The 24,460-nt window shown below is 68.6% G+C and carries 21 protein-coding genes and 3 pseudogenes; 9 read left to right on the top strand and 15 right to left on the bottom strand.

All coding sequences use genetic code 11. The annotated features are described in order from the left end of the window. Window positions 1–64 precede the first annotated feature (64 nt). The gene (locus tag ACIRB1_RS46080) at window positions 65–247 is read left to right on the top strand and encodes a hypothetical protein (protein ID WP_403469951.1); all 183 of its coding nucleotides are present in this window, start codon (window positions 65–67) and stop codon (window positions 245–247) included. Window positions 248–289: 42 nt separating this feature from the next. Here ACIRB1_RS46080 and ACIRB1_RS46075 read toward each other — a convergent pair whose 3' ends face one another. After that, entirely contained in the window at window positions 290–940 is a 651-nt protein-coding gene (locus ACIRB1_RS46075) for a hypothetical protein (RefSeq protein ID WP_403469950.1), read from the bottom strand. A gap of 135 nt (window positions 941–1,075) precedes the next feature. Here ACIRB1_RS46075 and ACIRB1_RS46070 point away from each other — a divergent pair. Then, a pseudogene (locus ACIRB1_RS46070) lies at window positions 1,076–1,393 on the top strand (transposase); the annotation flags it as partial. 29 nt (window positions 1,394–1,422) lie between these two features. Here the strand turns inward: ACIRB1_RS46070 and ACIRB1_RS46065 are convergent. After that, window positions 1,423–2,127, bottom strand: a complete 705-nt coding sequence (locus tag ACIRB1_RS46065; RefSeq protein WP_403469949.1) for a class I SAM-dependent methyltransferase — start codon at window positions 2,125–2,127, stop codon at window positions 1,423–1,425. Window positions 2,128–2,318: 191 nt separating this feature from the next. Between ACIRB1_RS46065 and ACIRB1_RS46060 the strand changes: the two genes are divergently transcribed. Beyond that, a complete protein-coding gene (locus ACIRB1_RS46060) occupies window positions 2,319–2,537 on the top strand; it encodes a hypothetical protein (RefSeq protein WP_403469948.1) in 219 nt (72 codons plus the stop codon). A gap of 59 nt (window positions 2,538–2,596) precedes the next feature. Here ACIRB1_RS46060 and ACIRB1_RS46055 read toward each other — a convergent pair whose 3' ends face one another. The 8 genes from ACIRB1_RS46055 to ACIRB1_RS46020 all read right to left on the bottom strand — a co-directional run bounded on the left by ACIRB1_RS46055 (window position 2,597) and on the right by ACIRB1_RS46020 (window position 13,313). Next, entirely contained in the window at window positions 2,597–3,391 is a 795-nt protein-coding gene (locus ACIRB1_RS46055; protein WP_403469947.1) for a maleylpyruvate isomerase family mycothiol-dependent enzyme, read from the bottom strand. Between the two features lie 420 nt (window positions 3,392–3,811). Further along, window positions 3,812–5,311: an MFS transporter gene (locus tag ACIRB1_RS46050; protein ID WP_403469946.1), complete on the bottom strand. Its 1,500-nt coding sequence runs from the start codon at window positions 5,309–5,311 to the stop codon at window positions 3,812–3,814. 387 nt (window positions 5,312–5,698) lie between these two features. Next, on the bottom strand, window positions 5,699–6,955 hold the full coding sequence (locus tag ACIRB1_RS46045) for an FAD-dependent monooxygenase (RefSeq protein ID WP_403469945.1): 1,257 nt from the start codon (window positions 6,953–6,955) through the stop codon (window positions 5,699–5,701). A gap of 258 nt (window positions 6,956–7,213) precedes the next feature. Then, window positions 7,214–8,233 carry an NAD(P)/FAD-dependent oxidoreductase gene (locus ACIRB1_RS46040; protein ID WP_403469944.1) on the bottom strand — a complete coding sequence of 340 codons (1,020 nt, stop codon included), beginning with the start codon at window positions 8,231–8,233 and terminating at the stop codon, window positions 7,214–7,216. Window positions 8,234–8,921: 688 nt separating this feature from the next. Further along, on the bottom strand, window positions 8,922–9,272 hold the full coding sequence (locus ACIRB1_RS46035) for a UBP-type zinc finger domain-containing protein (RefSeq protein ID WP_403469943.1): 351 nt from the start codon (window positions 9,270–9,272) through the stop codon (window positions 8,922–8,924). Next, window positions 9,269–10,747, bottom strand: coding sequence for an ATP-binding protein (locus ACIRB1_RS46030; protein WP_403469942.1), 1,479 nt, complete (start codon window positions 10,745–10,747; stop codon window positions 9,269–9,271). Before ACIRB1_RS46030 ends, ACIRB1_RS46035 begins: the two co-directional genes overlap by 4 nt. Further along, entirely contained in the window at window positions 10,744–12,384 is a 1,641-nt protein-coding gene (locus ACIRB1_RS46025) for an FAD-dependent oxidoreductase (protein ID WP_403469941.1), read from the bottom strand. The genes ACIRB1_RS46030 and ACIRB1_RS46025 overlap by 4 nt, the downstream gene beginning before the upstream one ends. Before the next feature lie 113 nt (window positions 12,385–12,497). Continuing rightward, complete coding sequence (locus ACIRB1_RS46020) at window positions 12,498–13,313, bottom strand: oxidoreductase (RefSeq protein WP_403469940.1); 816 nt, start codon at window positions 13,311–13,313, stop codon at window positions 12,498–12,500. Between the two features lie 199 nt (window positions 13,314–13,512). Here ACIRB1_RS46020 and ACIRB1_RS46015 point away from each other — a divergent pair, with 199 nt between their 5' ends. The 3 genes and pseudogenes from ACIRB1_RS46015 to ACIRB1_RS46005 all read left to right on the top strand — a co-directional run. Then, window positions 13,513–14,136, top strand: coding sequence for a TetR/AcrR family transcriptional regulator (locus ACIRB1_RS46015; protein ID WP_403469939.1), 624 nt, complete (start codon window positions 13,513–13,515; stop codon window positions 14,134–14,136). Window positions 14,137–14,964: 828 nt separating this feature from the next. After that, a pseudogene (locus ACIRB1_RS46010) lies at window positions 14,965–15,066 on the top strand (carbohydrate ABC transporter permease); the annotation flags it as partial. Window positions 15,067–15,118: 52 nt separating this feature from the next. Continuing rightward, window positions 15,119–15,880, top strand: a pseudogene (locus tag ACIRB1_RS46005) (alpha-amylase family glycosyl hydrolase); the annotation flags it as partial. A gap of 491 nt (window positions 15,881–16,371) precedes the next feature. Here ACIRB1_RS46005 and ACIRB1_RS46000 read toward each other — a convergent pair. Continuing rightward, complete coding sequence (locus tag ACIRB1_RS46000; protein ID WP_352178132.1) at window positions 16,372–16,755, bottom strand: hypothetical protein; 384 nt, start codon at window positions 16,753–16,755, stop codon at window positions 16,372–16,374. A 416-nt stretch (window positions 16,756–17,171) separates the two neighbouring features. Continuing rightward, entirely contained in the window at window positions 17,172–17,867 is a 696-nt protein-coding gene (locus tag ACIRB1_RS45995) for an HNH endonuclease family protein (protein WP_403469938.1), read from the bottom strand. A gap of 295 nt (window positions 17,868–18,162) precedes the next feature. Here ACIRB1_RS45995 and ACIRB1_RS45990 point away from each other — a divergent pair, with 295 nt between their 5' ends. Then, entirely contained in the window at window positions 18,163–18,483 is a 321-nt protein-coding gene (locus ACIRB1_RS45990; protein WP_403469937.1) for a zinc ribbon domain-containing protein, read from the top strand. 311 nt (window positions 18,484–18,794) lie between these two features. Beyond that, on the top strand, window positions 18,795–19,370 hold the full coding sequence (locus tag ACIRB1_RS45985) for a restriction endonuclease (protein ID WP_403469936.1): 576 nt from the start codon (window positions 18,795–18,797) through the stop codon (window positions 19,368–19,370). A gap of 222 nt (window positions 19,371–19,592) precedes the next feature. On the opposite strand, the gene ACIRB1_RS45980 is transcribed toward ACIRB1_RS45985, so the two are convergent. Continuing rightward, on the bottom strand, window positions 19,593–20,183 hold the full coding sequence (locus ACIRB1_RS45980; RefSeq protein WP_403469935.1) for a GNAT family N-acetyltransferase: 591 nt from the start codon (window positions 20,181–20,183) through the stop codon (window positions 19,593–19,595). A gap of 549 nt (window positions 20,184–20,732) precedes the next feature. Between ACIRB1_RS45980 and ACIRB1_RS45975 the strand changes: the two genes are divergently transcribed. After that, window positions 20,733–23,138, top strand: a complete 2,406-nt coding sequence (locus ACIRB1_RS45975) for an ATP-binding protein (RefSeq protein WP_403469934.1) — start codon at window positions 20,733–20,735, stop codon at window positions 23,136–23,138. Here the strand turns inward: ACIRB1_RS45975 and ACIRB1_RS45970 are convergent. Together ACIRB1_RS45970 and ACIRB1_RS45965 are read right to left on the bottom strand one after the other, a co-directional pair. Further along, complete coding sequence (locus tag ACIRB1_RS45970; RefSeq protein ID WP_403469933.1) at window positions 23,103–23,693, bottom strand: GNAT family N-acetyltransferase; 591 nt, start codon at window positions 23,691–23,693, stop codon at window positions 23,103–23,105. The genes ACIRB1_RS45975 and ACIRB1_RS45970 overlap by 36 nt on opposite strands. Then, window positions 23,690–24,406 carry a phytanoyl-CoA dioxygenase family protein gene (locus ACIRB1_RS45965; protein ID WP_403469932.1) on the bottom strand — a complete coding sequence of 239 codons (717 nt, stop codon included), beginning with the start codon at window positions 24,404–24,406 and terminating at the stop codon, window positions 23,690–23,692. The genes ACIRB1_RS45970 and ACIRB1_RS45965 overlap by 4 nt, the downstream gene beginning before the upstream one ends. Between the last annotated feature and the right edge of the window lie 54 nt (window positions 24,407–24,460).

Below are 24,460 nucleotides of genomic sequence, written 5' to 3'. Positions count from 1 at the left end.
ACCGCCTCGCCGCCATCGAGCGCGAGACCGAAGTGGCCTGAGAGCTGAGCACGTTTATCTGTACTTGGCTGAGCACTTCAACGAGTACGCGGACAGATGGGGACTCGACGGCGCCGAAGCCGTCCTCCGACTCCGCGCACTGATAACGAACGGCGACTTCGAGGACTACTGGATCTTCCACACGGCCCGCGAACATCAACGCCTCTACCCCAGCCCCGACCAGCAGAACTACAGCCTCACCGCCTGATCACGGCGGTCGTTCGAAACGAACTGCACTCCGCCGCCGACCCTACTTGGGGCGACGGCGGCCGAGAGCGCGCGCGAGTTCGCCGACCGGCGCCAGCATGTGTCCGCCATCGCCCGCGCACCACCACGCAACCTCGCGATCACGTTCCGAGGCGTGGACGCCGAGGTCATGCCCGGGGCACACCGGCCAGACCTGCCAGGTCCATTCGAGCAGGCTCTCCTGGATCAGGATCGCCAGGCTGGTCAATGCCATGGCTGGGTCGTCGCACATGTTCGGCAGGATGGGGCCGTCCCAGTTGAGCCGTTCGCCGTCGGCAAGACGGACACCGGCTCCCACCGGAAAGCAGTCCTCCAGGATCTCGACCTCCGGTTCGCCTTCGATCCCACGCGTGGGCAGGTCGCGGGCTACGACTCGCAGTGCGGCGCGCAGCGTCTCCAAACGTTCGGGGGCGAGGTCGAAGCCGGGATCGAAGCCCACGTCGTCCAGGATGCGCCGGGCCAGGACGGTCATCTCCGCCTGCGGCACCTCGGCCGGGTTCCGCTCGACGACCTCCAGGATGGCGTCGGTGTGATGGAACCAGTCGAGCAGTTCGCAGGCGAGGGCGACGACGTCCTGTGGGTCAAGGCTGTCCTCGCGCACGCCGAGGTAGACCCTTCGCATCAACTGTTCAGTGTCCGCTTCGTACTCAGCCATGGCGTCTCTCACCAGCCCAGTATCCCGACGAAGCACGGTTCCCCGCCGCATGGTTGTCCAGCATGACGTCTGACCCACTCACCAGCGGAACTATGACCCCACAACTTGATCGCGACCGTCACTTGAAAGGAACCGCACCCAACGAGACACGACCCCCACCGCGGCCGGCACTTCAAGCCCCAACGCCTGCACGCCGACAAGGCGTATGACATCCCCCACCTGCGCAAATGGCTACGAGGCAAGCGCATCGGCGTGCGCATCGCCCGCAAAGGCATCGAGTCCAGCGAACGCTTGGGTCGCCGCAGGTGGGTGATCGAGCGGACGATTTCGTGGCTGTCCGGCTACCGCCGACTCAACCCCCGTTACGAACGCCACCCCCGCAACTACCTGGCCTTTCTCGGCCTCGCCGCGACCTTGTGCTGCTACAAGCGACTGGTCCGCCTCACCACATAGGACACGGTCTTAGTCGGATGTGGATGGGTTCAGCTGTCCCCATCCGGAGCGGGCCTGTGGAATGTAGCCACCCACAGTCCGTCGTCAACCTCGAGGTGCGCCCGGATAAGGCCACTAGCCTCAAGCCGGGCCAGGTCGGCGGCGGTGATCTGGAACGGCGGACCTGTGGGGTCGCCGGTGTCCCTGCGGTCAATCACGACCAGGGTGCCGTTTGGTGCGACCAGGGTGGCGATCCCATCGGCGATGGCGGTGCGGGGTGGGTTCGGCACGGCCTGAAGCGTGAAGATCTCGACGACCAGGTCGAAGGCTCCGATCAGGTCATGCGGGAGGTCGGTGGCGTCGGCGACGCGGTACTTGACCACGGTGTCCGGGTTCCGCTGCTGGGCCAATGTCACGGCGTGCGGCGATAGGTCGAAGCCCGTGACGTCGAAACCGAGCATGGCTAGGTACTCCGCGTCCGCGCCGAGACCGCAGCCGACGACGACGGCGCGGCTCGGGGACGGCTGCTCGCTGTCGATCCAGGCGGTCAGCTGCGGCATCGGCGTGTTGCGACCCCACGGCGGCGTCACTTCACCCGCAGCACTTTCGGCGTACAGCTGGTCGAACCACGCGTCTGGCTCCCCCGCCGCGATCGATGCGGCCGCGAGTTCCCTAGCGCGCGACGGCCAGTCCCTCTTTACAGCGTTCCTGTTCGGGGTTTGGCCCACGCTTTCGTTGTCCGGCGGTTCCGTCATGGGTAATTCCTTTCAGTTGAGAGTCGCCCGACCGTCCGGACGACAAAGGGCTGACTGCAGGCGCCGCGATCGACACCTGACCCGTCACGCCGCCGCTCACCCGACGACGTATTGGGGCTGGGCAAGATCGCCGAAGCGATTCACCTCAAGCCCTTCACTTGACGTTGCTGAAGCTGACGTCGATGTAGCAGATGCGCCGCCAGCAGCACGTGGGCGCCGCCGGCGTCGTCGACCAGCCGTACCCGGGTGCCGCTGAAGCCGCCGACCGTCACCGGGCGCCCCTCGAACAGCACACGGTCCCCAACCCGCAGAGCCGCACGACCGGCGCTCACCAGATCGATGACGGCAGCCGTGACGGCAACCCGCAAAGACGGCCGCAGCCATCGGCGATCATCCGCTACGCAGTGTGATCGTCGATGGTCGAGGCTGTGGCAGGCGTGTTCCTGTGTCCGTTGGCTCGCCGCCGGGCTCAGAACCCGGGGAAAATCCTGCGCAGGTCGTCGAGGGTGACGGTGTCGCCGGTGAGGGTCACGGAGGGCGGGGTGTGGGCGGGGGCGTGCCGGCCGGTGAGGAGTCGCAGCCACCACTCGGCGGGGGCCGTCAGCACGGCGTCGGCGTTCTCGGGTTCGCCGGTGAGTGCGACCGTCTCGCCGACCGAGAGACCGAAGGTGCGCTCGGGTGCGGTGGTGTGCACCGCGACGGCGACGGGGCGGTTCTCCAGGGCGTCCGCCTTGCTGATGAAGCCCAGCATCATGCCGGCCTGGTCGAGGAGGGGTCCGGTCGCGGCGGACGCCAGGGTCGTCGACGGGTCGAAGGCCACCTCGACGTCCCACGAGTGGTGGGTGAACTCACTGAGCCGGAGCCCCGCCGCGGTCGCGATGTCCACCGGCGCGGGCAGGAAGCCGAGGTCGATCCGGAGGTCGCTGCGGGCCCCCGCGTCGAGGCCCTCGTAGCGTTCGACCAGCGCCTGGTTGGCGGTGACGAAGCCCTGGGCGCCCTCGGCCGGGGTCATCGCGTCCCAGCGGGCCCACACCGACTTGTTGAAGTCGCCGTCGGGGGCACCCGTACCGCCCGTCGCGCTCTCCAGTACGGCCAGGCCTATTTCGGCGCCGCTGCCCAGATGGCTGAGCACCTGGGAGACGTCCCACTCCGACGCGCCGGACGGGCGGGCGAGATCGGCGGCGGTGAGTCTGTGCACCACAGCGGCGAGGTGGTCGTGCCCGCTGCGCAGGGCGTCGATGATCCGGTCTGCGGTTTCGGTCATGTTCGTTTCCTCAATGAAGACGATCTGATTCGGTGTTGTCGTCACACGGCTGTCGGTGTCGCACGGCGATCGCTGTCGCACGGCGGTCTGGAACGAGCGCTTGGAGAAGCCGATCGTGTACCCCTCGACGGTGGTCCGCACCGGCCGGTCGGGGTGCGCGGCGGCGCCCAGGGCGATGAAAGCGGGATTGGGAGTGTCTCCTGCTGGGTCTGGCGCACCATGAACTTCGCCGTGGACAGCAGTTCTCCGGTGCGCGGGTGACGGGTGGTGAGGTCCATCGCGGAGAACGCCCTGTCGTGGATGCGCGGGTCGAGACGGTCGCGGTGGAAGCATGGAGATGCCCTGTTTTCCTGTGCTGATTCGTTTCCTGAGAACAGCAGTCTTCGCAGGTGGCAGGGCATCTGTGGGGTGGATCCAGGTTCAGTGGGCCATCACGGGCTCGCCCTCGGACGGCTCCAGGGCCCGGTTCGGGATCAGGATCGCGGCGATCACCGCGCCGACCACGAAGAACCCGGACCCCCACGCCAGGGTGGCCGTGTAGCCCTCGACCCCGGCCTGCGCCGCGGCCAGCGCGCCGGGCTTGTGCGAGGTCATGTAGTCGGTCGCGGCCGACGAGGCGACGGTGGTCAGCAGTGCCGTGCTGATGGAGCCGCCGATTTGCTGACCGGTGTTGATCAGCGCCGAGGCGACACCCGAGTCCTCGTGGTGCAGGCCTGAGGTCGCCCCCTGGAACGCGGTGGTCATCACTGCGCCGATGCCGAGACCCAGCAGGATCAGGCCGGGCAGGATGTGGGCGGCGTAGGTGCTGTCCAACTCGATCTGGGTCAGCAGGGCCATACCGGCTGCGGCGACCAGGAAGCCGGCGGTGATCACGGCCTTCGGGCCGACCCTGGGCAGCACCAGCACAGGCATGGTGGTCGACGAGGCGACGACGGCCGCGACCATCGGCAGGTAGACCAGACCGGTCTTGATCGGCGAGTAGCCGAGGCTGGCCGCGAAGTAGTAGGTCAGGAACAGGAAGATCGAGAACATCCCCATGCCGATGACGAACACCGCCATGAACGAACCACCGCGGGTCCGGTCCAGCACGACGCGCAGCGGCAGCAGCGGATGCCCGACCCTGGTCTCCAGCCAGACGAACACCACGAGCAGCACCGCGCCGGTGATCATGGAACCGAGGGCGACCGGGTCGGTCCAGCTGGTGGACTCGACGTGCGCGAACCCGTAGACGACGGCGAACAGCGCGGCGCTCACCACGACGATGCCCGGGATGTCGAGCTTGGGCTTCTTGGTGATCACGGGCTTGGCCAGCAGCAGCAAGGCACCGATCAGGGCGGGTACCGCGAAGACGACGTTCACGTACATCACCCAGCGCCACGACGCCCATTCGGTGAGCATGCCGCCGACCAGCAGCCCGACCGCGCCGCCCGCACCACCCAAGGCGCTGAAGATACCGAAGGCCTTCGCCCTTTCAGATGGTTCGGTGAAGGTCACGCTGAGCAGGGAGAGTGCCGCGGGCGCGAGCAGTGCGGCGAAGAGACCCTGGGCCACACGTGCTGCGACGAGGATCTCGAAGCTGCCGGCCGAGCCGCCGACGACGGACGCGGCCCCGAAACCTGCCAGGCCGATCACGAAGAGGGTGCGCCGGCCCAACAGGTCACCGAGTCGGCCGCCGAGCAGCAGCAGGCTGCCGAACGCCAGGGCGTACCCCGTGATGACCCACTGCCGGCTGCCGTCGCTGAAGCCGAGGTCCTGCTGCGCCTCGGGCAGCGCGATGTTCACGACGGTGGCATCGAGCATGACCATGAGCTGTGCCATGCCTATGACGGCGAGCACCCACCAGCGCACGGCATGTGAGCCGCGAAGGCCCGAGTCTTTCTTTCCGGAGGCGGGCGCCCCGCGGTCGATGCTGGTACTCATTTTCTTCCCTTGCTTGGTGGGCATGACTGAAAGCCGTCTGGAATCTGATTGGTTTCGTCACCGGGGAAGGTGAGGCGAGCGGGTGGCGTGCTGAGATCTCAGGGCTTCGAGATCATCGGGTGGCCGCTGTGGGGCTTGTCTCGGCGATCCCCTGGAGGGCCGCGTCGGTGTCCGCGGTGGCCAGCATCCTGTTGATGTCGGCGCCGGCCAGTCATCGCGCCGGGCGTGCACTCACCCTGTCCGGTGGGCTCAGGTCGGTTGTGGACTGAACAGTCGGAAACTTAGGCGGTTCTGTACTGGGTTGTCAAGAAGGGTGGGTCGGCCGCACCTTCGATGCATTGCCAGACCACGCAGCTTCGACCGCGACCGCGTTTCGAGGCACTCCACTCACGCTGCAGCGGCGGCGATATCCAGACTTTTCATCCGCGCACTCTTGGTCCTCGTCTTTGCGAGCAGCCGGCCGGCGATCGGCAGCTGGCCGAGGCGGATCATCACGGACCGAAGCAGCAACTCGGCGCGGTTGCCTGGGGTGAAGAAACTGCGCTGGCTCACAGCGCTGCCGAGGTGGTGGGCGATGAACGGGCGCAGGTGGTCCTCCCAGTCCTGCAGTGCTCGTGGCACGTCGTGCGGGTGGCGTTCCAGCATGGTGCCGAGCAGGTCCGCCCCGGCCAGGCCGGTGGATGCCCCCATGGCGGAGTAAACGGTCAGGCACCACGCGGCGTCGCCGACGAGCACGACTCGGCCGCGGTGCCAGTGGTCGAGGTGCACCTGCTCGGCGGAGTCGAACAGGTGGTCCGGGGCCTTCTCGAACTGGTCGAGCAGCCAACTGAGCGTGGAGCCGGTGGGCTCGGGGCCGTAGGCGGCGCGCAGCGAGTCGATGGCCGGCCGGGTGAACTCGGCGTCCACGTCGTCGGTGCGGTAGGAGAACATCACCGACGGTGGACGGTCGGCGAACGAGAACACCCACACCGATCGGCCCGCCTCGATCATGCTCAGCCCGTCCTGTGGGCGGTAGCCGGGTATCGGCTCGGGCAGTCTGTACACGGCGATCATGTAGTTCAGCCGACGGATCGGGCTCTGCTCGGGCTCGAACGCAAGCCGGCGCACCGTCGAGCGCAGTCCGTCTGCCCCGACCACCAGGTCGAACCGTTCGACGCTCGTCGTCTCCGTTGTCAGGTCGCGGATCTCGACGTCCACCCCGTCGAGGTACTGGTCCAGCGCGATCGGCACGGTCGAGTACCGGATCTCGACCTCGTCGGGCAGGGCGGTGAAGGCCGCGTCTTCGATGTCGCCCCGCAGTACCATTCGAGACCCGCCGAACACATCGGCGTAGCCCACACCGCGGCGGCGCCGGTCCGTGCGGTCGACGTCGTAGCTCACGCCTTCCGGAGCGAAGCGATTGGGCACCGCATCGGCGAAGCCCAGCCGTTCGGCGGCGGCGAGCCCGGTCCCGAACAGGGCGATGAAGTATCCGCCGCGGCGCCGCTCGGGGGCCTTCTCCAGTACCGCCACGTCCCAGCCCGCGCGATGCAGTCGCAGCGCGGAGGCGATCCCGCTGATCCCGAGGCCGACCACCAGGGCCCGCTGTCGCGATGTCGTGTTCTTGTCCATGGGATTGTGCTCCGACACTGTCGTGTCCTCCATCTGGTGGGGGTGGGTCGGCCGTTCAGGAAGCCGAGGATGTGAAGTCGTCGAGGCGGGCGAGGACGTCGTGGAGGGCGGCGTTGACCTCGGCGCGACGCTCGTACTGCACTGCTTGCGGGCATGACTGAGAACCGTCTGGAAACTGATCAGTTTCCAGACGGGAAAACTGATGGGTTTCCTCACCGCTGAAGGTGAGGCGAGTGAGTGACGGGCTGAGATCTCAGGGCTTCGAGATCATCGGGTGGCCGCTGTGGGGCCCTACGCGGCGATCTTCTGGAGGGCCGCGTCGGCGTCCGCGGTAGCCAGCATGAGGTTGATGTTGGCGCCGGCCAGTGCGCCGGCCGCTGCGGAGGCCCCGACCTGGGCGACCGGATCGGTGACGTTGCCGGCCACCCACACACCCGGCACCTCGGTGATCCCGGCTGTGCCGGAGGCGAAACCGCGGCCCACCGGCAGATCCTCCACCGGCAGACCCAGACCTTCCAAGCCCTGGGTGCGGCCCTGCATCCGCGGGCCGACCGCCAGGACGCGGCGGGCCACGACCTGGCCGTCGGCCAGACGCACCCCGGCGAGGGCACCGTCGGCGTCGTTGACGACCTCGGTGATGGGGGTGTCGATGACGCGGATGCCGCGGGCGGCGAAGCGGGCGCGGGTGTCCTCGTCCAGGTCGGTGCCGTGGGTGAAGTAGGTCAGGTCCTCGGTCAGCTGACGGAACAACAACGCGTGGCCGATGGAGGCGGGGCCGGTGGCGAGGATGCCGATGGGCTCGTCGCGCACCTCCCAGCCGTGGCAGTACGGGCAGTGCACCACGCTGTGTCCCCAGTGCTCGGCGAGCCCGGGCACCTCCGGCAGCACATCCTTCACGCCTGTGGCGACCAGGATGCGGCGGGCGGTGATGTGGCGGCCGTCGGCCAGGGTGACGGTGAACCGCAGGTCCCCGTCCGCCGACGGGGCGGTCGGCTCGGCCGAGACCACCTGGCCGTGGACGACGCGTCCGCCGTACTGGCGCACCTGCTCCCGGCCCCGTCGAAGGATCTCGGACGGCGGGGTGCCGTCCAGGGCGAGCAGGCCGTGCACGGCATCGGCGGGCGCGTTGCGCGGGGCGCCGCTGTCGATCACGACGACCGAGCGGAGGGAGCGGGCGAGGATCAGTGCACCGTTCAGCCCCGCGGCGCCCCCGCCGATCACCACCGCGTCGACGGTCCCCTCGGCCAGTGCGTCGCTTGCATACGGAGGAGTCGTCACAGCCACGGCTTCCTGGCTTTCCTTGTCAGTCATGGTTCGGTCAACCCTTCGAGTTCTGGGCAGTTGGAGGGGGCGGCTGTTCAGGAAGCCCAGGATGTGGTCGGCGACCGTCGTGGGCTTTGTGGAGAGTCCGGCCCCGGATTGCTTGGGACGTTCGTGATGTAGAGATCCAGTACGGCGATGAAACTCGCCGTCGCCAGGATCGCGAGGATCCGACCGTGCCTTGCCGGCCCTGAAGCGTCGCAATGCCGGGCGGCGCGGAGGAGTTCAAAGGCATGGGTTGCCCTCGATCGCGCCAGGCGGGCACGGAGCCTGTCCGGTGAGCTCAGGACCATTGCGTACTGAACTGTCAGAAACCTAGGCGGTTCTGTACTGAGTTGTCAAGTACGGTAGGTTGGTCCTCGCTCACCACGCCAATGCCCGGAATGTCGAGTTTGGACTTCCAGGTGGTCGCGGGGTTGGCCAACAGCGGCTAGGCACCGATCAGGGCGCTCGATGGGTACGGGCCCGTAGATGCCGGCGGAGTCCTCGCCGGGGCGAACAGCAGAAGGCCGCAGTGCCACGCTCTGATCGAGCTGCCCGAGCCGGATGCGGGCGGCGAAGAACTCGATCATGCGAGACGGGACAGCTCGTCGTCGCGGCCGGTGAGTGGGGTGCCGAACAGGTTCCGCGGCACAGATGGATCCTGATATCCACCACTGACAGCCCTGGTCGGCCAGGCTCAGCGCAGCGTGTCCGCCCAGTTCGCCGGCACGCGCCCCGCCGGTCCCGGCGTGGGCTGGTCGGCAGGGTGGGCGTCCGGGGGAGCCAGGGCCGGACCGGAGTCGTACAGCTCGGACGTCTCGAAGTTCCAGAACCAGGTCTCGCCCGGCTCGTAACTGCGGATCACCGGATGGCCGGTGTCCCGGAAGTGGGCGGTGGCGTGCTTGGCGGGTGAGTCGTCGCAGCAGCCGATGTGGCCGCACTGGGCGCAGCGCCGCAGATGGAACCACCAGCCGCCGTCGGCGTCGCACTCGACGCATCCGGCACCGCTGGGCGGGACGCTGGGGTCGATTCCGGTGTCGTTGGTCATGAGGGCTCCTGGGCCGGGTCGGTGACGGTATCGGGGTCGGTGGCGGTGGCGGTGAGGGGGAGCAGTACCTGGAAGCGGGTGTCGCCGGGTACGGACTCGACTTTCAGGTCACCGTGGTGCTTGTTGACGACGATCCGCCAGGAGATGTCGAGCCCCAGCCCGGTGCCCTCGCCCACCGGTTTGGTGGTGAAGAACGGGTCGAAGATCCGGCCGCGGATCTCGGCCGGCACTCCCGGGCCCGTGTCGCGGAACTCCACCAGCAGCTGGTCGTGCACCACAGCGGTGCGTACGGTCAGCGTCCCTTCGCCGCCCGCGCTCTTGATGGCGGAGACCGCGTTGTCGATCAGGTTGGTCCACACCTGGTTCAGCTCGGCCGGGTAGGCCGGGATCCTCGGCACCGAACGGTCGTACTCCTTCACGACCTCGACGTGTGGACCGATCTTGCCCGACAGCATCAGCAGTGTGCTGTCGAGGAGTTCGTGGACATCGGCGACCTGGTAGGGCGCGCGGTCCAGCTGCGAGTACTGCTTGGCGGCGTCGACGAGGTTCGAGATGCGGGTGGTGGAGTCCTCGATCTCGGACATCAGCAGCTCGGTCTCGACCGTGTAGGTGAGCCACCCGATGGCACTCTGCAGCGTCTCTCCGTCGTCGACGGACGCCGCGATCTGCTCCAGCCAGCCGACGTCGAGACCGCCTTGCACGAAGGTCGGCGCGATCTGCCAGCCGTTTGGGACGCCGTGGTCATCCAGCCAGTCGGCGAGTTCGTCCTCCCGGTCGGACGCTTCGAGCGGGCTCAGTGCCGGCGCTTTGGAGACCCGCTCGGCCGTACGCTCCTGGAAGTCGACCAGGGCCTTCAGGAGGTCGTGGTGATAGTCGCCCGAGGCGATGGCGCTGAGTTTGTTGCGCATGTGCGCGACCCGGTCCCTGAGCGACGCGGTGGCCCGTACGGCGGCCGCGGCCGGGTTGTTGAGCTCATGGGTGAGTCCCGCGGACAGCGAGCCCAGCGCCAGCAGCCGTTCGCGCTGCCCGACGGCCCGCTGAAAGGTCTGGGAACCGAGGGTGAGCCCCTCCAGGAGATGGATCGCCATCGGAAACCACTCGTGCATGAAGTTGGCGAACGATTCGGCGGGCAGGACGAAGAACCGCGTCGGCTCGGTCACCCGCAGCGAGTTCATGTACCGCTGCGGTTTTCCGTCCCAGAGGTACGCCATCACGGCCCCCGCGTACACCCCTGGCTGGGACGTGCGGCTCACCTCGATGTCGTCGCTGCCCACCCGGCGCGACATGACGACCGTGCCCTCGATCATCACGTAGAAGGAGGCCGCCGGGTCACCTTCGGTGAACACCGGCCCGGGGTCGAACAGTTCGACCCGTCCCGCGCTGCACAACGTGTCGAGCTGCTCGGCGCTGAGCTTCTCGAACAGGAACAGTGAGCTGATCTCGGCCGCGTTGCACGGCATCACCCGCCCGCTCACGACTGCTCCCGATACCGGTGTACGAGCATCACGGCCATGGCTCCCTCTCCGACGGCGGACGCGACCCGCTTGGCGGACTCCGCGCGCGCGTCCCCGGCGACGAACACGCCGGGGATGTTGGTCTCCAGGTGGTACGGCGGCCGGTCCAGCTCCCAGTCGGCCGGTGGTCGCCCGTCGGCGGTCATGTCGGGCCCGGCGAGGATGAACCCGCGCTCGTCCCGCAGCACCGTGCCCTCCAGCCAGCCGGTCAGCGGGGCCGCGCCGATGAACACGAACAGCCACTGCGCGTCGACGAGTTCGGTCTGACCGCTCGTCGTGTCGCGCAATGTCAGCTGTTCCAGTTGGTTTTCGCCGTGTGCGGCCTCGACGATCGTGTGGGCCCGTACCGAGATGTTCGGCGACTGGGCGATCTGCTGGATCAGGTAGTGCGACATTGACGCGGTGAGGTCCGCTCCGCGCACCAGCAGGGTGACCGATTTGGCGCCCCGGGACAGGTACATCGCGGCCTGCCCGGCCGAGTTGGCGCCGCCGACGATGTACACGTCGTGGCCCTGGCAGGCGGCGGCCTCGGTGAGCGCGGACCCGTAGAACACCCCGCGGCCCGACAACTCGTCGGCACCCGGCGCCTCCAGCTGCCGGTACGACACACCGGTCGCCAGGATCACGCTGTGCGCGGCCACCGCCGACCCGTCCGAGAAGCGTACGGTGCGGGCCGCGCCGTTGATCTCCAGGCCCGACACCTCACGGGCGGTGAGGATCTCGGCGCCGAACTTGGTCGCCTGCCGCCGGGCCCGGTCGGTGAGCTGGGCGCCGGACACGCCGTCCGGGAAGCCCAGATAGTTCTCGATCCGTGAGCTCTGCCCGGCCTGTCCGCCGGTCGCCGAGCGCTCCACGAGCACGGTCCTGAGGCCCTCCGAGGCCCCGTAGACGGCCGCGCCCAGCCCGGCCGGGCCGCCACCGATGACGACGAGGTCGTAGAAGTCGGCCGTGGGCGTCGTCGCCAGCCCCACCCGGGCGGCCAACTCCGGCACCTCCGGCTCGACGAGCGCCGTACCGTCCGCGGTGATCACGACCGGCAGCCGCTGCCCGTCCTCGCCCGCAGCGGCCAGCAAACGCTGCCCCTCGGGCTCCTCGGTGGAGTACCAGCGGTAGGGCACCTGGTTGCGGGCCAGGAACTCCCGCACGTCGGAGGAGTGCGCCGACCAGCGGTGCCCGATCACCTTGGTGGCGGGCACCGGTTTGTAGTCGCTGCATCGCCACGCCTCCAGCAGGTCGTCGAGGACCGGGTAGAGCTTCTCCTCCGGGGGATCCCAGGGCTTGAGGAGGTAGTGGTCGAGGTCGACGACGTTGATCGCGTCGATCGCGGCGTTCGAGTCCGCGTACGCGGTCAGCAGCACGCGCCGGGCGCCCGGATAGAGGTCCAGGGCCTGTTCGAGGAACTCGATGCCGTTCATCTGGGGCATGCGGTAGTCGGCCAGGATCACCGCGACCAGATCGCCGCGCAGCTTCAGCTCCCGCAGCGCCTCCAGCGCGGACTCACCGGACTCCGCGCGCACGATCCGGTAGGAGGCGCCGTAGCGCCGTCGCAGATCGCGGGCGACGGCCCGGGACACCCCGGGATCGTCGTCCACGGTCATGATGACGGTCCGCGCAGCGTCCAAGGGAGGTCGGACGAGAGATGCTGATGCTGGCTTCGGTGTATCTGGTTCGGACATGTGCCTCTCCTTGGGCGCCGCCCCGTACTGCGGGGTCAGCCGGCCAGTCGGTTGAGCTTGCGGACTTGTTGGTCGAAGGCGCGCGAGGGCACGATCCGGCGCAGGAGGCTGACGCGTCCGGCCATCGGGCCGGCGGTGTACCGGAGCTTGGGCCTGGAATCGGTGGCGGCGGCGACGATCACCTTCGCGACAACGCCCGGGTCGTCGGCGTTGCGCACTGCCGTGGCCAGCACGTCTCGGGAGACCTCCCGCTGTGCGGCGTAGATGGGCAGGGGCGAGTCGGGTGCCATGCTGCTCGCCTCGAAACTCGTGCTTGTGTAGGCCGGCTCGACCAGCAGCATCCGGACGCCGTGCTCGCGAAGCTCGTGGTCGACGGACTCGGAGTAGCCCTCGACCGCATGCTTGGTGGCGGCGTAGACGGCCATGAAGGGGGCTGGGATCAGACCGAGTACCGAGGAGACGTTGACCACCCGGCCACTGCCCTGGAGACGCATGAGGGGCAACACTGCGTTTGCCATCCGCATCACGCCGAAGACGTTGATGTCGAAGATCTCCTTGGCCTGGCTGATCGAGCTCTCCTCGCCGGCGCCGACCGCCCCCACGCCTGCGTTGTTGACCAGGACGTCGATCCGGCCGAACCGATCGATCACCTCCCCGACCAGGGAGCGGACCGACTGGTCGCTGGCCACGTCGAGATCGAGGAACGTCACCCCGGCGAGCGGCTCGGCGTTCGCCGCTTTGCGGCTCGTGCCGACCACCGCGAAGCCGGCACCCACCAGGGCGAGCGCCGCCGCCCGCCCGATCCCGGAGGAGGCGCCCGTCACGAGGGCCACGGGGGAAGCTGTCTGCATGGTGGTTCCTTCGGTTGTGGCCATGACTTCTGCGCCGCGTGGGGTCGCCTGTGCTGAGGTCAACACGGTCCGCACCGGTCCTGCACGTCCGGACCAACCTGTCCGGTGAGCTCAGGATGGTTGTGTACTGGACAGTCGGAAACCTAGGCGGTTCTGTACTGGGTTGTCAAGAAGGGTGGGTCGGCTTTACCGTCTTTGTATGGCGAGACCACGAAGCTTTGACCGCGACCACGTCCTGCATGCCGCCGAGCGGCAGTTCCGCGCCTCCGGTTACAACGGCACGAGCGTCGACGACATCAGCACCGCCACCGGCCTGGGCCGCGGCAGCCTCTACGGCGCGTTCGACGGCAAGCACGGCGTGCTGCTGGAAGCGATGACCGACTACGTCACCCGGCTGGGGCAGGGCCCGCCGAGGATGCTCGCCGGACCGGACGAGGGCGCCCTGGAACGACTGCACGCATACCTGCTCCGCGCCGTCCACGGAGTGCCGCTCGCCCCCGACGTACCCCCCGCCCCCGACCGGACGGCATCGGCCTGCTTCGCCGCCAAGATGGCCCTGGAGGTCGGCGCCTCCGACGCCGAGGTGCAACGCCTGGCCAACGACTGCTTCTCCGTGGTCGCCACAGCGGTGGCCGAGTGCCTGCGAGCGGCACAGCGCAACGGCGACATCGACCCCGACGCCGATCCCGACGACCTCGCCTACCTTCTGATGACCCTCATCCGCGGGAGCGATGTCGTAGGCGCGTACGGCCACAGCCCGGACCGCCTGACCTCGATAGCGGAGACCGCGTTCGCCTTGCTGCCCCGCCCGCGCCACCGCTGATAAGGGCACGGCCGCCCTCGCTGCACAGGCATTCGATGCGGTCGGCCCACTTCGACGCCGCGGAGACACGGCCCGTAGGTTCCCGCGCCGCCGGGCGGTTGGCGAAGAACTGCGCCCGCATCCAGTCGAGTTGCTCCACCGCGTGCGCGGTGTCGCCGGGCTTGAACTGCTGCATGGTTAGTCGCCGAACGGTCGCCGCCGGCAGACGGTGGTACTTCGGCCGCCGCTCCGCCAACTCCGACCGCGTTTGCACGAATTCGTGCCCGCGCCGCCTGGGTGCCCTCGTAGAGCTGGGTGCCGTCCCCGCGGATGCGGGCAGCGGTACGGACTCCCGCTGGGCGTCGACGAGTCGGCGACCGGCCCGATCATCATCATCCTGCGCGAGCGTCAGCCTGACGTCCTGCTCACCCACGTGGTGAACGCCCCCGTATCCGGCACCCCAACCAGGCACAGGTGACCACCCTACTGACGCGCAGGCCCGCGGCCACCACCGCGCACCCGGCCGCTCGTCGCCGCCCTGGGGTTCCCGTCCGAGCCGCGTCAGCCACAGGTCTGCGAGGTTCACCCCCGGCCTGCTGCTGGACATCACACCCGTGTCCGACGTCGAGACCAAGGCGATGGGCTGCATGACCGCGCAGGCCCGCATGGTCCGTCCGAGCTGACGGCAATGGGCTTCCGCAAGTCCGCATCCTTCGGCTCGGGTGGCGACCTGTCAGGGTGGCCAGGATCAGAGCCCACCAGGGTTCGTCCGAGCACAGCCGATCCGGCGGATGGACAACGGACAACAGCAAACCCTGTCCATAACTTCGGTTATGCGCTGTTGAGCGCCAGATGGCGGCGGGCGTCCTGGTCACCGTCCCACTGGTGATCATGGTGCTCCTCTTCCAGCGCCGCATCGTCAGCGGACTCACCGCGGGCGCGGCCAAGTAGTCGCCGACTGCCGCACCGTGCCTTCCCCCACTCTCAAAGGACCCCTCGCACCATGTCCTCCACCACGTCCTCGCCCTGGTGGCGCAGCGCCGTCATCTACCAGGTCTACATCCGCAGCTTCGCCGACGGCAACGGTGACGGCGTCGGCGACATCGCCGGCCTCCGCTCCCGCCTCCCGTACCTGAAGTCGCTCGGCGTGGACGCCCTGTGGATCAACCCCTGGTACAAGTCGCCGATGGCGGACGGCGGTTACGACGTGGCCGACTTCCGTGCCGTCGACCCCCTGTTCGGCACGGTCACCGACGCCGAGCAGCTCATCACCGAAGCCCACGAACACGGGATCCGGATCATCCCCGACATCGTGCCCAACCACACCTCCGACGAGCACGTCTGGTTCCAGGAGGCACTGGACGCAGGCCCCGGCAGCCCGGAGCGCGAGCGTTACGTCTTCCGGCCCGGCCGAGGCCCCGACGGAGCCGCCCCGCCCAACAACTGGGTCTCCTGCTTCGGTGGCCCCGCCTGGACTCGCCTGCCCGACGGCGAGTGGTACCTCCACCTGTACGCCCCCGAACAGCCCGACCTCAACTGGCAACACCCCGACGTCCACGCCGAATTCGAATCCATCCTGCGCTTCTGGTTCGACCGGGGCGTCGATGGCTTCCGTATCGACGTCGCCCACGGCCTGGCCAAGGACCCCGAACTGCCCGACCTGCCGGCCCGGCCCGACACCGCGGCGGACGGACAGCACCCGCAGTACGTCCAGCACCCGCACTGGGACCGCGACGAGGTCCACGACATCTACCGCACCTGGCGAAACAGCAGCCCACGTACTGCCGCTGCGTACCGCCGTGCCTCACGTCGGGCGACGCTGAGGGCTGCCTGGCGCATGGGTTCCGCCGCCGCCCAGGTCGGGCAGGGTCTGCCGACGGACGCGCCGTGCGCTCAGCGCGCGGTGCAGGAGGCCGAAGGCCTCGTGCACGGCTACTGGCGTCAGATCAGCCCCCTCTATCTGTCCCAGCACGATCGCCATCAGCGCTGAACTCGTTTCGGAGTGCAGCTCGGACTGAGCGACGGTTGCGATGCCGTGCTGACGTGCGTGGCGTCGGTGGCTGGCACATCACCGTGCCGCGCGGCGCAGCCGGCATAGGTGAGGGGCGGCAGGGCATCCGAGGCGAAGGGAGCGGGCTGACCACGCTTTCGGCGCCGCCTCTTCGCCCGAGCTTTCACCCGGTGTGGCGGAAAACGGGACGGCCGGGACCCGCGTGGACAGGCCCCGGCCGTTGCTCCCCCGTGGCGAGCGGCACGCTACGAACGGGGCCGGTTGAGCATGATGGAGTTGATGGGGGTGAGGTACGTGTAGGTCCACTCGTCCTGCGCGAGGTGCTCGCCGCAGTTGGTGCCGCCGTAGTTGCTGCACAGGTCCGCGGTGGCGCCGCCGTACTGGTTGTTGAGGACCCAGTGGTACCCGAACTGGTTGCTCAGGTTGTGGGCTCCGTAGCTGGAGTACTGGACCGTCGGGTGCGGGTTTTCCTGCGGCCAGACGCTTTCGGGCCAGATGCACACGTTGCCGGAGAGGCATCCGTACACCGTGCTGTTGCCCGCCGGCGCGGCCTGGGCCGCCCCGCTCATCGCCACCACCGCGGTGGCCGCGGTCGCGAACGCCGCGGCGGCACTGAACATCTTGCGCATGTTTCCCCCTGGCGGGTCTCCTGCGTCGCCGCAGGCCGTCTTCGTGCTGACGGGATCAGCCTGTCCCGGGGGACCGCCAGGGTCGACGGGTTTCCTGTTGCCCGCTCGGGACCGGCCGGGAAACCCGGTGCGAGCTGGGGTTTCGCTGACGGTGGTCAACCGGTGGGCCGGGCGGGACGACCGGTCGGGGTCAGAACAAAGAGAACAAGCTGAGGGACTTCGAGACGGAGGCGTTCCACCCCGCCGCGCCCTTGCCGAGCACAGCGAGAAACCGGCCGCCATTCGGGAGCTGCACCGCGAAACCCGACGTCGGCCGGTTTCGCCTCATTCCGCACGTATCGCCCTGGCTTGTGGCACGGTGGGGGGTGGTTCCGGCCCGCCGCTTTCCCCCGGTAGCGGCGGGCCGGAGGCTGTGTTCAGCGGGCGAGGGTGACAGTGACCGGCTGGTCGGGGCAGTCGGCCAACTGCTGGGTGAGCGCGTCGCGCTCGGTGGGGTCGATGCTCAGACCCCACCTGGTTTTGTCGGCGATCCAGTCGGTGTCGTACTGGCAGCGGTAGCCCGCGTACGGGGGCAGCCACTCGCTGGGGTCCTTGTCGGCCTTGGAGCGGTTGGAGGCGGCGGACACGGCGATCAGGTCGCGGGCGTCGTCCAGGTCGTTGGCGTACAACTCCCTCTCTTTCGCGCTCCATTGGGAGGCGCCGGAGTCCCAGGCTTCGGCCAGCGGTACGAGGTGGTCGACGTCGAGTTTGCCCGCACTGTCGAGGTAGCGGTCGTCGTAGGCAGAGTACCAACTGCCTCCGGTCAAAACGCAGTTGGGGCCCTGGGCCGGGGCGGTGACGGCCTCGGCCTTGAGGACCTCCATGCGGGTGTTGCAGCCGTCGCGGTCGGCGTCGGTCCAGTGGCGGAACTTCGAGCGTTGGTACCCGGTGCGGCTCTCGTCCTGGACGGGCAGCGCGGCCAGGGCGTCGCGCACGGGCAGGGTCACGGTGTCACCGGGGGCGGCGGCGCGCGCTGGTGCTGGTGCGGCCGCGCGGGCGGCACTGGGGGAGAGCAGGACGGTGACGACGGACAGGGCGGCGGCCGCGGTGCGTGCCATGGGGGCGGGGCGCATCAGCGTTTTCCTCTCGAGGATCACAGACAGTTCGTGATCTTCGTAGTGGTGCCGGCCGCCGCCACGCCCGGCGGACCGCCCTGCCTCACCCGCCCGGGCGGTAAGTCACACAAGCCGACGGCCGGGGCCGGTCGAGAGTGCGGTCACGCGCCGCTGGCGCAGGTCGTGGACGGTCTCGTTGTGCCGGGCACGAAGAGCGCGCCCGGAGCAGGTGGCGCTCTTTTCGGCGTACCGGTTTCGAGTTACTCCCGGTATCCGGGAACACGGAGGAGCTGCCGCGTTGAGGGGGCGTGTGGTGTCACCAGTGAAAGCCAAGCTGCCGCTGCACGTCCGGACCTACCACTGCGACGCCTGCGGTCTGGTCATCGACCGGGACGACAACGCCGCACTCAACCTCGCCGCGCTCGCGACAGCCTGCGTGACTGGTACCGGAGTGGCCGGAGACCAGGACACCACCGAGGTGGTGTCGAAGCCTCGTGGAGCCGACCACAAGACCCGCACCACCCGCACCCGCCGCAAGGCGGAAGCGGGGCGGGCAGGTGGCGCAACCCTGCCGCACCAGCGGCAGACAGAAACGAGAGACCGCACTCAAGCCGAGCCGTTGACGCTCCGGTGACGAGACGGACCTTCCGGGCCGCAATGCCCGGAATGCTGAGACCTGACTACGGCCTCGGCAACGGCCTTGGAGTGCCGTGTTCGCCGCTGGCAGATCCATCCTCCTCCGCGGAGGAGGATGAGTAGGGCCTTCCTGCTGCCGGCCGCCGGACCCTGCGTCCGTGGCCGCTGTCACGGGGCGAACCGGGAGGACGGCCAGCGGAGTTCAACGTGCCGCGCCGTGCATCAGCGGCATGCCGTCTGTGCGGGTAGAGCAGCCGTCAGGTGGGGAGCTAGCAAACACAACGTGGCCGATCAGGGGGAGGACTGGGCATGGGAATAGTGGTGCTGCTGGTGTTAGGGCTGGCCGTTTTGGCCGTGGCTGCGGCGAGGGTGATCCGTGCCGGGCGGCGGGCGGCACAAGGCGAACGGATACGGCTGGCGCAGGAAGCCCGGCTGCAGGCGCGCAGGTCCCTGGACGTGGTGTGGGCCATGGGAGACCGGGAGTTCGAGGAGCACGTGGCGAAGTTGTGCCGCCGGGACGGCTGCACTCGGGTGCAACGCGTCGGCGGCCGGGCTGACTTGGGCGCCGATGTGATCGGGTGGATGCGGGACGGCCGCAAGCTCGTCGTGCAGTGCAAGCGTTACGCCAAGCACCGCACGGTCGGCAGCCCGGATCTGCAGAAGTTCAACGGCACCGTCCGCAGCGAACACGGCGCAGACATCGCGCTCTTCGTCGCCTCGTGCGTGTTCACCCGACACGCCCGTGCCTTCGCGGCCCGCCACCAGCTGACGTTGATCGACGTCGATCTCCTCGGCTTCTGGCATAGCGGCACACCGCTGGACAAGCTGTTGGACCTGGACATCGGCAGCTCGGGAACCCATCGCAAGCTCCAACCCGACCGCTGAAACCGGGAGGATGTGCCGGGAGTTGCCCGATCTCCCTACTCACGTCCACCACATCCTCTCCGCGATGGCCTGCAACGTCACCCGGATCGCCGACTGGGCGAGCGGTTCCCCCACTACCCCCACAGCTTGCCGCCGCACCACACGCTTTCACGCACTGTGTACAGCCGCCGTATAACCCCTGCAGGACCCGCCGACACCACCAGCAGAGTCACGGCATCGCCTTTAGCTGCGGCAGTGTGAGGTTGCGTCCTGCACATGCTCGTACCAGCATGTGTCGACTTCACGTCCGTCGCCCAGGGTGAAGCGTGCAGGTCCTGGTGCGGGGGTGAAGCCAGCAGTCGTGAGTGCTCCTCGGGAGGCAGTGTTCGTGGGTTCGGCGCCTGCTCGTACGACCTTGAGTCCGAGATGCCGGTGGCCGAGCTGGGCAGCAGCGCGGAACAGTTCGGCGCCCAGTCCTTGCCGGCGGTAGCCCGGGGCCAGCCAGCCGCCGATTTCGCCGGATTCCAGTCTCGTGATCGTCGCGCCTGCATATCTGCCGTCGGCCAGGTGCACGGCCGTCAGCCGAACGACGCCATCGGAGTGCTTCTCGAGCTTCCTCATCATCGTCAAGCGGTCGCGAGCCTCGAACCGTGACAGGTCGTCATCCGCGCGCATGGACAACAACACCTCCCGCGTGTCCTCGTGCTGCACCAGCTCGTCAGACCTGGACCCCAGCCACCGCTGTGCCTCGGCATCAGAACGAGCCGCTGCAGGAGCAATGACATCCAGGGCGATGAGCGGCGTGTAGAACAGCAACCGCTCACTGCGCAGCACATGCCGGTCTGCACCGCACCTACCGCGCCCAAGTGGATGAAGTGGTCCCCCGGGCCGGCGAAACAGTGCTTGCCACATGGTGCCCCGCCCCTGGTAGGAAGAATGCTGAAGTGCCGTTCCAGCACCGCGCGACGGCCGAATATAGCGCGCCTCCGCAGAGCCCCGGGAGCCTGGGCCGACGCGAGATTGCACCCTCTTGAACCACCCGGAGGACGGGACCAGTCCACCGCACACCCTCCGCGCAAGAGCTGGTTCCTGCCCGGAAACCTCCTGACCCTCCCGCCACCCTTCGGGTTCTAATGAACGTCGCAACGCCCGATGTCAGCGGGCAGGCGACGAAGGACAGAAGGATCACTGCTGGGGGGAACGCCCGAACGGCATGCGGGCAGATCCGGATCGTCCTCCCCCGAGGAGGCGACTCAATCCGAGGCGCCGGTGCAGCCGCCCGGGATGCCTCCTTCGACCGAATGACTGGACAGCGCATCTGACACGATTGCGCACACTGTGCAGCGGACACAATGCAGACGCAGGAGGCGTCGTTGAAGGCGGGTGAGCGTGACAACCGGCAGTCCTGAGGACCGGGCAGGACAGCGAGCGGACCTGTCGGGTACGGCCAGGGACGTCGTGCAGGCCAGAGATGTCAGCGGGGGTGTGCACTTCCACTACGCCCAAGCCGGCAAAGGCCCCCCTCCACAGGAACTCCCCCGCGGGATCGGCCATTTCGTCAACCGTGTGCAGGCGGTCGAGAACCTCAACCTCCTTCTCGCGCATCTTCCCGAGGAAGGTACCGGCGCTGTCCACGTCATTGCGGGTACCGCCGGCGTGGGAAAGACGTCCTTAGCACTGCACTGGGCACACCGCGTGGGACCACGCTTTCCCGACGGGCAGCTCTACATCAATCTCCGCGGTTACGACCCGGGCGCACCGGTTACCGCGGACGAGGCACTGGAGCGCTTCCTGCGATCGCTCGGCGTGGCGACGCAGGCCGTTCCGGTGGACACGGAAGAGAAGTCGAGTCTCTATCGGTCCCTGATGGCTGGCCGCCGACTGCTGGTCGTGTTGGACAATGCGGCGAGCGTCACGCAGGTACGCCCGCTCCTGCCGGGGGGAGCGCACACGGTTGTGCTGATCACCAGCCGCAGCCGTCTGTCGGGACTGGTCGTCCGTGACGGCGCCCGCCGGTCGACCGTGGACGTCCTCACCGAGCAGGACGCCGTGGCGCTGGTCAAGGCCACCACACGCGAGTCCCGCAGCGGCGACGATGAGGCCCGCCTGAGTGAACTCGCCCGGCTCTGCTCGTACTTACCCCTGGCGCTGCGCATCGCGGCCGAACGCGCCGCCAGCCGGCCGGGCATGCCGCTGGCAGAACTCATCCAGGACCTGCGTGACGAGTCCGCCCTGTGGGATGCCCTGTCCGTCGACGACGAGGACGAGGCCGGCGCCGTGCGCTCGGTGTTCGCCTGGTCCTACCGTGCCCTGCCCGACTATGCCGCCCGCCTCTTCTGCCTGCTCGGACTGCACCCCACCGCCGACTTCAGCGCCCATGCCGCCGCCGCGCTCACCGGCACGCACGTCGACCGGATGCGGCACCCCCTGGACGTGCTGACCGGCGCGTACCTGCTGGAGAGCCGCGGCTTTGGCCGCTACCAGTTCCACGACCTGCTGCGCGCCTACGCGACCGACCAGGTCCGCCACGAGGTTGCTGCCGACGACCGGAACGCGGCCATCCAGCGCGAGTGCGCCTGGTACCTGCACACCGCGTACGCCTGCGCACTGGCGATCGCCCATGACACGACCCTGCTCTTTGCCCTGGACCGGCCACCGCCCGGCGTGGTGCCGCTGGAGTTCTCCAGTGCGATGGATGCGGCGCGCTGGTTCGAGGAGGAACGGACCGCGTTAGAGGCGGTAGTGGCCAGCGCGGCCCGCGCGCAAAGCCACGTGCTGGCCTGGCAGCTGGCGGCCGTCCTGGAGCGTCTCTACGCCTCGCACCACTACCTGCGGGACTGGCGAAGCACCTCCCTGACCGGACTGGAGGCGGCCCGGGCACACGGAGACACGCTGGGCGAAGCCCTGATGTGCGAGAGCCTTGGCCGCTGGTGCCGGCTGACCATGCAACTGGACGACGCCGCGACCTATCACGAGGCCGCCGTGCAGGCCCACCTCGCACGCGGCGACCGGCTCAGCGCAGCCAAGGCCCTCAACGGACTGGGCTGGGTCCATCTCTTCGGCCACCGCCTGGAAGAAGCCCACGCCCAGTTCACTCTCGCCCTGGCCATCACCGACGAGCTGGGCGACCCCTACTGGACGGCCACCGTGACCTACAGCCTCGGCTACACCTGCCTCCAGCTCGCCCGCCCCGCTGACGCCAGGCCCCACCTCTCAGCAGCCCTGGAGACCTTCCGCGGACTCGGCGACCGGCTCTACGAAGCACTGGTCCTGACCGCATGGAGCATGCTGGAACGCGACACCGGACACACCCAGGCCGCCCTCGCCACGGCACACGACGCCGTCGAGATCAGCAGGCAGGCCGCCAACTACGTCTGGGAGGCGACGACCCTGCTGTATCTGGGCAAAGCCCAGCGGGCGGCAGGCCTCCCCGAGGAAGCGCTCGACTCCTACCACCGCTCGGCCGTGATCAGCCGTCAGGAGAACGACACCAGCCGGGAAGCGATCGCCCTGGAAGGAGCAGGAGGCTCCTATCAGGACCTCGGACGCGCCGAAGACGCCGTCGCCTTCCACCGCCGCGCAGCCACAGTGCACCGGCAACTGGGGGACGACTGGAAACTCGCCAAAAGCCTCACCAACCTGGCCGACGCCCTGGAACAGACAGACCACGGCGAGCAGGACATCGTCGGTCACCGGCGCGAGGCTGCGGCCCTCCTGGAGGAATACGAGGACCCCAAATCCGTTACGCGCCGCTCACAGCTGCTTCGCCTGCTGAGAGGAGAGCCCTGAACTCTCCCCAGCGGCGTCCTGCGGCAGGCGGTCGCGGCGCAGCAGCGAATACAGCACCTGGTCATGCCAGCAGCCCTCACGCCACTGCGCGTCCCGCAGCAGCCCCTCCCGCTGGAAGCCGACATGTTCCAGCGCCCGCTGCTCCGGGACGTTCGCCACATCGGTGATCGCCTGCAGCCGCCACACGCGCGTGCTGTCGAACAGGTAATCCGCCAAAAGACGCTGGGACTGCGTGCCGATCCGCTGACCGCGCCAGCCGGGCAGCACATGCACTCCGATCTCCCAGCACCAGGAGGTCTCCGGATGCCCGAAAACACGCCGGTACCAGGAGACGCTACCGACCGCCTCTGCATGGGCCACCACGGTCAGCCGTCCCCCGTCAGGACTGATCAGCCCCATCTCGGCCAGACTGCGTCCCGGAGAGCTGAAGCCGAACCACTGGTGCTCCCCAGCGCCCTCATGCGACTCGTACGCCGCCTCGAACAGCGGGAGATCGGCCTGTGTCAGCGGGCGGAGGCTGACAGGCGGCGGGTTGCCGTCTTTGGCCTCCCTCACCACGAGAACTCGCCGAGCAGTTCCCGCGTCTCCTGGTCCGCCGTCCGTCTCAGCCTGGCAGTGAGGGGCCGGGAGGCTTTGACTCCGCGGTCGGTGTCTGCCCTGATCCAGGACGGCACGTACCCCAGCAGCAGTAGCCGCCGAGGTCCGGCAGCGGCCGTTGCCGCCCGGACACGGTGCCACAGGTTTCCGTGCAGCAGGACCGCGTCTCCAGGCTGGAAGCGCAGTTCCACCTGCCCCTCCCGGTCCGTGTGGTCACCGGGCGGGATCGTGAAGTCCGCCGCAGTATGCGATCCCGGGATCAGACAGAGCGGTCCCTCCTGGGTACCGACCGGATCGAGGTAGATCAGGCAGTGGATCTGATGCGGATAGCAGAAGAAGACCGGCGCAGGCTGCGGCACCACCGGCATGTGGATGTGCCAGGGCACGGCGTAGCCCGCCGCCTTGGGATAAGTCATCCGTGCATCCAGGTCGATCCAGACCTGCGGCCCCAGGACCGAACGCGCGAGGGAGAGCGCCGGCTCCAGCATCAGCAGCGGATGGAAGGACACGTCCTTGTCCAGCAAAAACCGTATGTAGATATTTTGTCCGGGAAGCACCTCGGCCGCTGGATCCCCCGACTCGCCCTCCGCCAGCCGGGAAACAGTCTCCGCCAGAATCCCCGCCCGGTCAGGGTCGACAAGCCCGCGCATTTCGAGGAAGCCCTCCCGCACCAGTGCCTCTACCGCAGCGCCTCCACCGCCCCCGGATCCCAAACCCGCTCCCGT

It is taken from the genome of Streptomyces sp. NPDC096013, assembly GCF_044763565.1.
In the GTDB taxonomy this organism is placed as follows: domain Bacteria; phylum Actinomycetota; class Actinomycetes; order Streptomycetales; family Streptomycetaceae; genus Streptomyces.
The sequence above is the reverse complement of the archived record's forward strand: the minus strand, read 5'-3'. Positions and strand labels throughout refer to the sequence as shown.